9 protein-coding genes are annotated in these 12,211 nt (G+C 63.6%); 4 read left to right on the top strand and 5 right to left on the bottom strand.

What is annotated here, in order from left to right:
• Window positions 1–64: 64 nt before the first annotated feature.
• Both RM1_RS16320 and RM1_RS16315 read right to left on the bottom strand, forming a co-directional pair.
• Window positions 65–1,171 (bottom strand): sensor histidine kinase, encoded by a 1,107-nt coding sequence (locus RM1_RS16320; protein ID WP_072752799.1) that lies wholly within the window; start codon window positions 1,169–1,171, stop codon window positions 65–67.
• Window positions 1,168–1,809 carry a response regulator transcription factor gene (locus tag RM1_RS16315; protein WP_245816389.1) on the bottom strand — a complete coding sequence of 214 codons (642 nt, stop codon included), beginning with the start codon at window positions 1,807–1,809 and terminating at the stop codon, window positions 1,168–1,170. Before RM1_RS16315 ends, RM1_RS16320 begins: the two co-directional genes overlap by 4 nt.
• Before the next feature lie 158 nt (window positions 1,810–1,967).
• On the opposite strand from RM1_RS16315, the gene RM1_RS16310 reads away from it, so the two are divergent.
• Together RM1_RS16310 and RM1_RS16305 are read left to right on the top strand one after the other, a co-directional pair.
• The gene (locus tag RM1_RS16310) at window positions 1,968–3,185 is read left to right on the top strand and encodes a DUF418 domain-containing protein (RefSeq protein WP_072752797.1); all 1,218 of its coding nucleotides are present in this window, start codon (window positions 1,968–1,970) and stop codon (window positions 3,183–3,185) included.
• Window positions 3,186–3,544: 359 nt separating this feature from the next.
• Window positions 3,545–4,093 (top strand): hypothetical protein, encoded by a 549-nt coding sequence (locus RM1_RS16305; RefSeq protein WP_072752796.1) that lies wholly within the window; start codon window positions 3,545–3,547, stop codon window positions 4,091–4,093.
• A 1,756-nt stretch (window positions 4,094–5,849) separates the two neighbouring features.
• Here RM1_RS16305 and RM1_RS16300 read toward each other — a convergent pair.
• Window positions 5,850–8,786, bottom strand: coding sequence for an NACHT domain-containing protein (locus RM1_RS16300; protein ID WP_143069486.1), 2,937 nt, complete (start codon window positions 8,784–8,786; stop codon window positions 5,850–5,852).
• 61 nt (window positions 8,787–8,847) lie between these two features.
• Between RM1_RS16300 and RM1_RS16295 the strand changes: the two genes are divergently transcribed.
• The gene (locus tag RM1_RS16295) at window positions 8,848–9,123 is read left to right on the top strand and encodes a helix-turn-helix domain-containing protein (protein ID WP_245816387.1); all 276 of its coding nucleotides are present in this window, start codon (window positions 8,848–8,850) and stop codon (window positions 9,121–9,123) included.
• Between the two features lie 603 nt (window positions 9,124–9,726).
• Here RM1_RS16295 and RM1_RS16290 read toward each other — a convergent pair.
• Both RM1_RS16290 and RM1_RS16285 read right to left on the bottom strand, forming a co-directional pair.
• Entirely contained in the window at window positions 9,727–10,065 is a 339-nt protein-coding gene (locus RM1_RS16290; protein WP_072752862.1) for a DUF3703 domain-containing protein, read from the bottom strand.
• A 148-nt stretch (window positions 10,066–10,213) separates the two neighbouring features.
• Entirely contained in the window at window positions 10,214–10,591 is a 378-nt protein-coding gene (locus RM1_RS16285; RefSeq protein ID WP_072752794.1) for an ArsR/SmtB family transcription factor, read from the bottom strand.
• Window positions 10,592–10,698: 107 nt separating this feature from the next.
• Between RM1_RS16285 and RM1_RS16280 the strand changes: the two genes are divergently transcribed.
• On the top strand, window positions 10,699–11,616 hold the full coding sequence (locus tag RM1_RS16280; RefSeq protein WP_083576778.1) for an alpha/beta hydrolase: 918 nt from the start codon (window positions 10,699–10,701) through the stop codon (window positions 11,614–11,616).
• Window positions 11,617–12,211 lie beyond the last annotated feature (595 nt).

Raw genomic sequence — 12,211 nt, 5'->3', positions numbered from 1 at the left:
ACGCGGATCCACGGGGGGAAGCGGAGGGGGTTCACCCGTAAGGGTGGTGGCCTGCCGGAACTTCTCAGTGCGGGCGTGATGACCAAGGCAGACACAGTTCGACCCCGAAGCCCCCGTCGGGTTCCGACTGCGCGCTGAGCGTGCCGCCCAACAGTTCGGCGCGTTCTGTCAGACCGCGCAGCCCGTGCCGCGAACCGGGTAGCTCCATTGCAGGCGCCTCGGAGTGGCTGTTCACCACAGCAACAGTGATAGTGGTCGTACTCGAACCGTAGTCGACAGTGACCCGCGCGCCGGGGGCGTGCTTACGGACATTGGTGAGCGCCTCCTGCACGGTGCGATAGATCGCCCGCTGGATCGCGGCAGGCAGATCCGGCGGCAGGTTGCCGCGGACCGAGACGTCGAGTCCGCTGGACTCCACGAGCTCGGTCAACTGAGCGACGGTCGGTTGCGGGGCCAGACCAGTTGCGCTGGTGCCGGATGCGCGCAGCACGGTGATCATGTGTCGCAGCTCGTCGAGCGTTCGAACGCTGAGTGTCCGGATGGTCGCCGCGATGTCCGCGGTGAGCTCGTCGCGACTGCTCACCTCTAACGCACCGGCCTGCACCGCGATCAGGCTGACCTGATGGGAGACGACATCGTGCATCTCGCGAGCGAGCTGGGCACGGTCACGGGCGAGCGCGGTCTCGGTGCGCAGAACATCACCCTCCTCGTGGGCACGGGTGATCTCGGCGATCTTGCCCTGCAACGTGATTCGGGATGCGACCAGTCGGCCGAGGAGCACCGGTGCCGCCGCGAGCATGACGATGAATATGAGATCACTGACGAACCACCGCGTATCGATTCGCCAATCGATCGGGTACCGGCTCACAATCCCCGCGACGCAGAGGGCGGCGACGCACAGCACCACCACAGCATCACGCCGGATCCAACGGCCCACGCTGTAGATGGCAATGGCCGGGATCAACACGGACACTCCGAGCGCCGCGACCGGCAAGGTCGCCACGAACGCTACGACCGGAAACCGGGAACGCAGAAAGAGCGCGGCAATACCTATCATGACGGCAGCCTGCCCCTGCCCGTCCATACCGCCACCGACCAGCCAGATATCGAGCGCCGCAACAAAGATCAGAGCCACGAACGCCAGCCGCGCGATCAAGGGATGATCGATCACGGCGACTCACCGTCGATCAGCCCGGCCTGCTGCGCAATCAACGCGGCCTGAACGCGGGTCGCTACGCCGAACTTGGCAAGCACCGCGCTCATATCGTCCTTCACCGTCCCGATGCTGTGCTGGACGAGTCCGGCGATTTCCCGGTTGGACAGGCCAACCGACGCGTGTGCGAGCACGGTGCGCTCTCGTTCGGTCAGTTTCGCGACCGAGGTCACGGCCGAGGCGACCGCGCTGGACGCGGCGAATCCGCTTATGACCGACCTGGTCACACGGGGCGACAGCACAACGCCACCGGCCGCGAGAGTCTTCACCAGAGTCGCGAGTTGACGTGGATCGGTGTCCTTGAGCAGGAACCCCGACGCGCCCAGCTGCAGTGCCTCGACAACGTATTCGTCCGCGTCGAACGTGGTGAGGATGGCCACGGCTGGCGGTTCGTCGCGTCGCAGCGTCTCGCGCAGAATGGTCAACCCGTCGATGTGCGGCATGCGAATGTCGAGCAGCACCACATCGGGGCGGTGCCGCTCGATCCGGTCGAGCGCCGTTCGGTCATCTGCCGTCGCAACGACCTCGATCTCCGGATCCTGGCCGAGAATCAACTCGAAACCGGTCCTGACCAGCGCTTCGTCGTCGATCACCATCGTTCTGATCATCGGCAGCAACGATACGCCGGTCGACCGGCGACGAGTGGCCGAAGTTTGTGCAGCCAGGTGGCTGGCACGAATCGTCCCCAAGGGCGACGACGGGCCGTCTGCCGCGCCATAGCGTCGGACACGACTCGAGAGGAAGGGACCGCGTCGTGACGACCACTGCCACAGCCGAAGCCGCTGTGGGGGACAAACCGAAGAGCGAGCGAGTTCTCGCGCTGGATGTGCTGCGCGGTATCGCCATTCTGGGCACGCTGGCTAGCAATGTCTGGATCTTCACAAGTGGCTTCGGCACGCTCCGAGGCTCGTCTGCCGCGAGTAGTTGGCTGTACAACTTCTCGGGATGGCTGCCGAATGGCAAGTTCCTGGGGCTGCTCACCATCATGTTCGGCATTGGGCTCGAGATCCAGCGTCAGTCCGCGCTGCGGGCGGGCGCGAGATGGCCGGGCAAATACCCAGTCCGCGCTCTGTTGTTGTTCGCCGACGGTGTTCTGAACTACATCTTCGTTGTCCAGTTCGATGTGCTGCGCGCCTACGCCGTCGTGGGTGTGCTCGTCGCGTTTCTGTTGCTGACGAGCGAACGGGTCCAGTACTGGTTGATCGGTCTGTTTCTGACCGTGCATTTCGCGGTGATGGCCTGGCAGGGCCACCGCAGCAGCGTCGAGCGGCCGGAGATGGACCCGCCACCGATGGACCCGACACGGATGGACCTGACACGGGCCGACACACTGCCCAGCGACACCATTTCCAGCAGCTACCTCGCCGAGGTGGTCTCCAACATCAAGGGCCTCGGCTGGAGCTTCGGCTACGGATCGGAGTTCCTGACCATCCTGCTCATGGGACTGGGCCTGTTCCTGCTCGGCGCGAAGCTATACCGAATCGGCATCTTCACGGAGGAGAGGCGCCGGCTGCGGTTCGCGATGATGAGCTTCGGATTCGGTGTCGCACTTCCACTGGACTACCTACTGTCCATGACCTCGGTATTCCCGTCGAGCCTCAACCAGTTCGCCAGGTACGGTGCCGCCGCCGGCGTCGCTCTCGGCATCCTGGCACTGACCGGCGAGTACATCGGCCGACGCGGTCGGGTCGGCGCCCCGAGACGCATGCTGTCCAACGTCGGCCGCATGGCACTGAGCTGCTACCTGCTGCAGAACGTACTCGGCGTGCTCGCTCAGCGGCTTCTCTTCAACCGTCCGTTCTTCCAACAACTCGACCCGACCTACGGCACGTACGCGGTATTCGCGACGATCTCCGCGCTCCTGATCGTGTTCTCGTGGGCCTGGTTGCGGAAGTTCACCCGCGGCCCCTTCGAGCTGGCCTGGAACTGGTCATATCGCATGCTCACCCGCGAGGGCCGCGATACCGAATGAGCGAATCCGGCTGGCTGGTTGGCGAGGCAATGGCCGGGACAGGGGTGGATGCGTAGACGATCCTCCTTTCCCCGTTCGATGCCCACTCTGTCGCCCACCCTCGGCCAGGACATCACACGTATGGAACTCATCCAGATTTATGTGATCTGGAACCCTCGCGATGTGTGATTACCAACTGGTCAACCTATCCAATCCGCATGCAGCCCAGACCGAACCGGCATAGGTGAACACCTCTCCACCATCCATCCATCGTGGAGCTGCGCCCATCGGACACCTAAGGCGTGTCCCCTAAATGTCTGGTCATCGCCCACGGTGGCGCCAGGGCGCTTCGGACTGTTGACACTCATCGCCTTCTGATCGTGCTCTTTGACGCGCTTGTCGCCGACCTCTGCATGCTCTTCTCGGATACGCCCGCCTCTCGGAGAGGCTGGCGTATCGATCCCTATGATGTGGGCGTGTTCGAGTTCGTTCTCTGGGGCTCCACTGGACTCATCGTGGCGGGGCTCCTCGCATTCTGGTGGCGTCAAGATGCCCGAGAATGCAAGGAGACCGAGCTCGTCAAGCGGTGGTCCAACGCGACCGTCTGGAACAGCGATCCATCGGCGAAGATCGTGGTGATATCTCGGGCGGTCGAGGATGTCGCCACGCTCAGTGACGGAGTCGTGGAGGTCGATGCGGTCTTGACCTCAGCCTCGCCAGTAGTCGCGGAAGCGGGATGGTATCTCCTCATCACGGGTTGGACGGATGCTCAAGACCGTGCGAAACGGGGAGAATCCATCGCGTTCGGGCCCGCTGAGATCCTCGACTCGTTCCCACCCCACACGCCTGAGCTCGTAGATCGACTGAGGGGGCGAGGGGATCGACCACCTCGCCTCGCGAGTCGGCTGCTCGGGCTCCGGGGACTCTAGGGTGTGTCCTCACTCGCGACTCACTCAAGAATCATCGCGCGAACAATCACCGGCTTTAGGAGACACGCCCTAGTCACGTCCTGTCGGCCACTAACTTCGAACGGATCCAGATTTGTGTGATTTGGAACCGTCCTCAAGTGTGATTACCGAGTGGTCAAACAATCCAATCTGCATGCAGCCCAGAATGAACCGTCATAGGTGAACACCCTCCATCCATCCATCAAGAATGAAGAAAATAGGAGCGCGGCCCGATCATCTGCCAGCGCTGGAAGTCCCCCCCCCCCGCGAGATGTATGTGGTGATCGAGAACTTCGCCTCACCCGACCGTAGTCCGGCCGTGATCGGCGATCCCCCACCGGTCCGCGGGTCGATAGCCCGGTGCCAGCTCATCACACGGACCACCGCCAGTCGGCTTCCAGGATGCCGCACAACTCGACAAGGTCGGTGAGGGTGTCGCTGGGTGCACGGCGCGTGCCATCTGGCTGGGGGTCGGTCCATCCGTCAGATCGTCGTGCCTAAGGAGTTCATCCTCGAGGGGGAACCATTGCGGCCCAACCCCATCCGTCGTGCCTCGGGCTCGTACGATTCCTCCCGGCCCGCTCAGTGTCCCGCCACCGGCGCCAAGGCGGATCCATCGTTCATTGGACAGTCCCCATCAACCGCGTCGAGCAGATCTAACGAAGGCTCAGGGAATGCCAATACACGACTTGTCAGCGCGACGCACCCCAAGCCGATGGGTTCGTGGATTCCCGGTTCCGGGCGCCGCCGCGGAATACAAGCTCATGTGAGCTGAAAGTTGTAGCGGTTGAGGGAGGGGCTGACCAGCACGCCAACGTCTCGTACCCACTCGCCGCGCGGCCCGGTCGACTTCCCAGGGTGTGACCTGCCGGCCGGTGGTGGCCTACTGTCGCGCGACGTCCTCAAGCAAGGTGCGGGCCGAGTCTGCGGTGACCGTAGTGCCCTGGCGGGCGAGCCGGCGCAGCACCATCGGGTGGGGTTTGTCGGTCTGCTGGTCCCCGATCAGCATCCGCAGGTAACGGCGGGAGCCGGAACCGCCATGTGGCGGAATTCGACGATCTGCTTCGGGCGTGTGTCTACCATCAGTGCCATGCTTGTGCCACGGCTGCAAGTTCTCGGTCTCGTCGTCGGGCCGCTGATCTTCGCGCTGTCGCCCCTGTTCTGGGAAGACGGACACTACGGGGGGGGTGTTCACCTATGACGGGTCGTGCTGGGCCGCCTGCGGAGTGGATTGGTTGACCAGTTGGTGATCACACTTAGTGGAGGCTTTGGATCACACCGACCTGATGGGCTCCTTGGATTCTCGTCCCTCGTAGTTGTACCTGGCTCAGGTATCTGCTTGGTCGGACGCGACGGAGTGGCTCGTTGAGTGCATCGGAAGCGAAACTCTTCGGTCCGCATACGTGGAGGATCGTTGCTTCCTGGATCCTCAGATCGATGTCGGACTTGGCCGAGCGTGGACATGCTCAGTCGGGTTGCATCGTCGAGCCGTGGCCCAGTGATGCGAGACACCGAGGAGATTCCTCGGCTACAAGGAACTCCTCGATGAGTCGGACTTTGGTGCCCCGCACTGCAGTTCGAGAGTTGGTCGGGTCCGTCCAGTTCGGCGTGGGCCACACCGCTCAGGCGCATGTGATCCCGTGCCGGGCCTGCAACTACGGGGTCTTTGACGACGTCGACGGGGAAACATGGTTGAGGTCGGACGGTGACCGAAAAGCGTCTCTCTGACTTCCGCGGGTTACCAACTCGACGGAAAGTGTCCCTCTACCCAGCCAAGCTCTGTGAGGTCCTCCCACAGCCACGACAGTGCGAGCCTGGTCGCTGGCGTGGCGCTGTGCATGTCGAAGCGGCCAGAGTGAGTGGAGAAATTGGGCGCGAAGGCTTCGTACGGGGGGTACGCCTCGACGTAGGCTCTGAATGAGCTGTAGAGCGCGTCGCGGTCATCGTCGATCTCTTTGATCCGTGCTTCGTCGTTCAGTGTCAGCGACACTGTGTTGAATCCGGGGCGACGTCCGTCCGGGCTCGGCGTGCCAGTCGGTTTGAGCAACCATCGGATCCCGGGCTCGTCCAGCCCGGGAAATTCGAACGGGCTGCGTTCGCGGGTCGGGTCGTGGGAGACGTTTCCGTAAAACTCTGCCGGCATGAGACCGCGGTGTCCGAGGGTGTCTCCGAATCGGGGAGTCACGGTCTCGGCGAGTTCGAGATAACAGGTCATCGCCGCAGTGATGACCTGCTGCACACGGTCAAGCATCCGCTCGGGTGTGAAGGACCACCAGGGCGTCGCGTACGTCGGTGCGATGTCGCCCTCCGGGTACAGGGGAGCAATTGCCTCGGGATCAGCTTCGAGTTGTCCGGGCAATGCGAACTGTGCATTTCGGATTCTGGTCCCGTCGTGCACCTCGCGCTGGACAACGCCGGGTTGCTGCTGACCGATTCGTAGAGCAATCCCGAGGAAGCGCTGCGCCACGTCGTCAGCGAGGTGGTCGCGCGAGATTTCCCATACCCAATTCAGCCCGGTCGGGACGGCGTGGCTACGAGAGACTCGCGAGCGATCCATCGGTAGGTTCCCTGAAATCACCGAAGGAAGAACGTCGTTCGTCCCAACATCGGAGACCATCCAGCTGACGGCCAGCTTGGAGCAGTCGATATTGACCGCCACGGTGACCTCGTCGAGGTCCTGGGCCTCGGCGGCCGAGAAGAGGAAGAATGCCTCGGCGAGGGGGCCGAGTCCGTCCAGCCACGCCGCGGTGGCAGTGCGGAGCCTGTGGCCCACCTCTTCCCAGTCATCGGGCTCGAAGTCCGGAGCGGTGTGTGAGAGTCCGCCGCTGTGGGTTTCGTCGATCACCCACGATGCGGCACCGGGGTTCCATCGCGCGACCGCCGCCATCACCGGGTCAACTCGGGTGGGCTCCCCTGCGGCGAGGACCATCGCGAGCACGTACTTCCAGCGGTCGAAAGCCCGCAGCGATGTCAGTAGCTCGTCGACAGACTCCTCCCCCTCCAGGAGAGCTTTCGCTGCGAACCACTGCTCGTAGATTGTGAGGGAGAAGTTGCATTTCCGCCCCGTAGTCGTCACCAGAGACGATTTCCGAATCTGCACGGCCACATCGGTTGTGGTGAACCGCGCGGGATCAACAGCCTTGCCGCTGCGAATTGTCTCGACCGCGAGGCGCCGCAGTCCGGTGTACAGATTGTGCCCTTCGGCAGCAACGACGTCCTCAACGACGAGGTCGATCAGTTCCGGAACCCCGGTCGTGCCTTCCACAGCGCTGGCGTGCAAGGCCACCAGAAGGGCGAAGAACGGGCGCTCAACGGCCTCTTCGAGGTGCCGTCCCAGGCCGCCAATCGGGCGCCCCGCGACCAGTCTCATCAGCCGCTCGGCGCTCGACCTGGTCAGCATCGGGACTGGAACGACGCGTTTGGTGACCTTCTCCTGCGTTCTCGATGTCAGGATGATTCTCGACTTCGGCCATTTGGCGACGAACTCGGAGGCCTGTCGGAGAACTGTGGCTGCCTCGTCGGTGCGCTCGTCAAGGCCGTCGACCACGACGTCGGCGCCGAGACCGGTCAGAGCATCGAGTCCGACCTCGCTGACGATGTGATCACTAATCTGCCCGTCAAGGTCCCGGACGGGTACCCATACCGGCACGGGCGCTGTCGGGTTCTTCTTGGCGTCCTCGATGCGGCAACGGAACCATTCTTCGGCGATGTCGGACTTACCTGATCCCAGCGGACCGACGAGCAAACGGTAGTCACTGGCGATGAGTTCATCGAGTTGCTGAGGAACCCGTACCCGTTCGGTGAGGGTCCGAGCGACCTGTTCCGGCGAGAGTCCGGCACCGAGTCGCCGGTGTTCGAGCCTCGACCGAGAGGCCGAGTTCAGCCGGTCGAGGTACTCATTTCGATCTGCTTTCTCGTAGGGCGTTGTAGCTGTCGTGGTGATGTGGGTGTTGTGTACGTGGTAGCCGCCCACGGTGACCGTGTTGCCGTTGCCGACGACGCTGATGTCTCGCGTCGCGGTGTTCCCCGATGGCTCCGGGCCTCCAATGCCGCCGGTCGCTCGGCCACGCGCCGGCGACTGCAGACTGCTCGACTCGGCCGGGATGAGTTTCGGCGACAGCGCTGATCGTTCCGGAGGCAGGTCAGGCAGCAGGCCCAACTCTGGAAGGACGTGCAAAGGACGCTTGTGCAGCATACGAAGGAGACGTTGGATGCCATCGTCGGTGTCGGTGAACTCTTTGATGTAGAACCGGTTGAGCCGGTACAGGTCCGCGGGTAGATCTTCGTCGGACACGCCCGGAAGCATCACGATCAGCGTCTTCTGCTGAAACTCGTGCTGGTTCTTGTTGAACCGTCCCTTGAGGGTGTCCGCCTCCACGACCGCGCCGGCACCGACGGTGGGTTCGTTCGTTCCCTCCCAGCGCTGTTTCCACGCCGTGCTGACCGCGACAATTACGAAGTCGCTGTCGCGGACCATCTTCTGACCCCAACGAGTCCAGTCGATCGAACTGTCGCTCTGGTAGTAGAGGTCGACGTGTGCATCGACACCCTTCGCACGCAGACACTCCACAAGGGACCTGACCGCGTTCTCCCACGACTGCTCCTGCTCCGGGGCCCAGGCGGTGTTCTTGTGTGCCCAGCTGACCAGGGCGGCGGGTGGCGTCGGCGAAGTCACCCAGCAACCCTACCGCCAACATGGCGTTGACACCATATGGTTTCAAATACATACTGAGTGTGTGAACGTCGACGCGCCCATCTCGGAAACCCAGGACCTCAAACGAGTCCACGCCGAAAGACTCGCCGACATCCGTAAGGCCGGCAACCTCACGCAGCAACAAGTCGCCGCATTGCTCGACACTGACCAAGGAACCGTGTCCCGAATCGAGCGCCGCGACGATCTCATGCTGTCAACGCTGCGGCAATACCTCGCCGCGACCGGCGCCGAACACGCGAGGATCGTCATTGAAAAGGAAGGTGTCGAAATCGTCCTCGATCTTGACACTTTCGCCTGAACCGGCAGATCGCGACCCGGCCGCGGCAGCGAAATCCACGGATCCCGCGACTCGACTTCGGTCGCATCGCGGAATCGGTCAACGCCAGGCGCACTGTGAAGGAACCGTGCCCAGCTTGAGACGGGATCGTGCCGTGAAAAGGCCGAGAAACCACCGAATCTGCCCAACCGCGCAGTACCGAGGGGAATCGGGTTCGGCCTGAGGTCTCATTGGTGAACGCAACGGGCCTCAATAGGTGAATGCCACGTGGATGGTGGAGTGGAGGGGTGTTCACCAATGGCGGAGCGCGCTGGGCTGCACGCGGATTGATTAGGTTGACCGGTCGGTAATCACACATAAGGACGGCTCCAGATCGCACAATCTGGATGAGCTCCAGGTTTGTTCGTGCTTGTCCTTCGGGCCGCACAGGCCGTTCGATTCACCCAGCTTTCAGGATCTTGTTGGTCACCGCGGGCTTGTCAGTTGGCGGCGTTTCCGTAGGGCGGTCTGGTCTGTCGGGTGGGGCCGCTGCGGATGCGGATGCGCGCCCATCCGTCGGCCCGGATGGCGCGGGTCAGCCTCTTGGCGTCTACCCGAGGCCGGACTCTCCGGATCCATAGCGGATCAGGTCCTGTCGGCCAGAATTTGGGCCAAATCGTCCGGGACCTGCATCGGTGTGGTCAGCCCGGCGGCGGTGCGGCCGGTGTTGCCCTCGGGGTATCGGTTAAGTGCCGATCCTGGTGCGGCGACGATGACCCTCACGATCTGCCCGAGGGCCTCGCGACGGTCGCGCTGACGCAAAGCGAGGGCGAGCATGGCGAAGTGGTTGCGGGTGTGCGGCCACGGATACGGCTGAGAGATGATGTGCGCGCGCTCGAGATGCTCCCAGCGCCCCGAATCGGAGTCGAGGGTGCGGGCCGCGGACATTTCTGCGGTGTAGGCGGATCGGATGTGTGCGGGCATCGAAGTCACGACAATCGCCCCGGCCTCGTGCACCAGCCTGCCCGCGTCGGCGGCGGTCCGGACCTCGGTGACCTGTCACCTCTTCTCCGGTTGGCGGGCTTGTCCGCTTTCGGGGTGGGTTCGTCGTGGCCGCACCCGCACACGTCACTCATCCCGTCACCTCTGCGCCTGTGTCGGTGCCGTAGTTCGGACACAACGAGACCGCCGATCCCGTTGCCGCGAGCAGGGTCTCGGCCGCAGACAACAGGTCGAGCAGTTCCGGCGGCGCCAGCGAGTAGAACACCTGCCGTCCCTCTGGCCGCCCCTGCACCAATCCGCAATCACGCAGGCACGCCACGTGCGCGGACACTGTGGACTGTGCCAATCCGAGCTCGCTGACCAGGTCCGCCACCCGAGCCTCGCCATTGGCCAATCGGCGCACGATCGCCAGCCGGGTTCCGTCGGAGAGGCTGTGGAACAACGCCGCCGCCGCATCCAGACTCGAGCCGGTGCCCGCGGCCAGGCACTTGTCACTATCAATCGCCATACGGCGATGATAGCGTGTTTGATAGATGCATCGCCAGCTGGCGATGACACCCGCCAAGCCGGTCCAACGGGGTGAGGTGGTGCGGGCAGCAACAGGGGGAGATTCAGATGACGGACGCGGCTCGATATGCAGGTTTCCTTCCGGAGGGCTACCGATCGGCTAGCAGCGAACCGGAGTCGACGTGGTGGCAATGGCGCGGTCGCCGTGTCCACATCGCGCGTGCTTCTCGCCCCGATGCGCCCGTCCGTGTCATGGGAATCCACGGCGCCGGTGGTCACGCAATGGCTCTCTGGCCCTTTGCATCCCTGGCCGCGGACGAAGGCGTCGAAATCCTGTTCCCCGATATGCCGATCTACGGACTCACCGTCGAACCTCGGCCGGCGCAGGTTCGCTACCGAGATTGGATCGACCTGCTCTGCGACTTGGTCGAAGCCGAGCGGGCCAGCGACCCGCGTCCGCTGGTGCTCTTCGGGGCGAGTATGGGCGGGATGATGGCATACGAGGTCGCCGCTCGCACAAGACAAGTCGCTGCAGTGCTGGCGACCTGCCTACTCGACACCGCCGATCCTGAAGCCCGGGCGGCCGCAGCCCGATGGAGTTTCGCGGGCAAGGCTGCACCCACACTCCTGCCGCCTGTTGCGCGGGTTGCCAGCAATCTGCGACTACCGATCAAGTGGCTCGTACGCATGAACCAGATGAGCAACAACCCCGACCTGTCACGCCTGTGCAGTTCTGACCCACGAGGAGGTGGGGTCTGGGTCCCTCTCGGATTCCTCGCCGACTGGTTCACCTACCCGCACACCGCACCTGAGCAGTTCACCGCCGCCCCGGTCACGCTTCTTCACCCCGCAGCGGACCGATGGACTCCGCCGCAACCCAGCCAGCGGTTCCTCGACCGCATCGCCGCACCCACACAGTCGGTCCTCCTCGAGAACTGCGGGCACTTCCCGATCGAGGAACCCGGACTGTCACAGCTGATCACCGCTGCCCGATCTGTAATTGCTGAAGTCGCAGAATACAGCTGACAGGATCGCCCACACCCTGTTCTCTGTGCCGACGCTGGTCGAGAAGCCGTGCGCATTCGTCGAAAACTGCGGCGCTTGCTAACCCGCAGCGAACCTTGCGGAAGGGCTGGGAAGAAGCCGGTTTCTGATGCGGAGCCGTTCGCTGGTAGGTGGAGCCCTCACCTGAGTTGACGACCTGAGAACGTCCGTCATCTCGGCAGCCAATATGCCCAACCGTTCTGCCAGGATTGCCCGACCTGCCGAGGCTCGGCGCGTTGCGGCCGCGTAGGTGCCGTCACTGAGACCAAGTCCGAAGTTCTCGACGACGACGACCGAGTTCTGCTCGGCGAGGCGCTAGGCCAGTGGGGCGAAGTCGAGGATCGGTTTCGGTATGCCCTATCCGGGCAACAGGACGATGGTTCGCGATCCTGAGCCCTGGACCGCGACGCTCATCCGGTGCCCGTCCACCTCGACCTGGCGGTGGTCGGCCCCGATTGCACCGTGGATGGTCGGCGGCAAGCACGCCGACAAGGCCCCGATGAGGCCCGCTGCAGATGCTTCCATCGCCGAACTCAGAGCACACTCGTCGGGCACTCGCCCCTTGCCTTGACCGTTC

The sequence above is a fragment of the Rhodococcus maanshanensis NBRC 100610 genome, assembly GCF_001894865.1.
GTDB classification, from domain to species: domain Bacteria; phylum Actinomycetota; class Actinomycetes; order Mycobacteriales; family Mycobacteriaceae; genus Rhodococcus_G; species Rhodococcus_G maanshanensis.
This window is presented reverse-complemented; position numbering and strand designations above follow the sequence as displayed.

Coding starts and splice junctions, on each gene's coding strand:
- RM1_RS16315 (WP_245816389.1), bottom strand. CDS start 1,809: ATGGTGATCGACGACGAAGCGCTGGTCAGGACCGGTTTCGAGTTGATT.
- RM1_RS16290 (WP_072752862.1), bottom strand. CDS start 10,065: ATGCCCGCACACATCCGATCCGCCTACACCGCAGAAATGTCCGCGGCC.
- RM1_RS16285 (WP_072752794.1), bottom strand. CDS start 10,591: ATGGCGATTGATAGTGACAAGTGCCTGGCCGCGGGCACCGGCTCGAGT.
- RM1_RS16280 (WP_083576778.1), top strand. CDS start 10,699: ATGACGGACGCGGCTCGATATGCAGGTTTCCTTCCGGAGGGCTACCGA.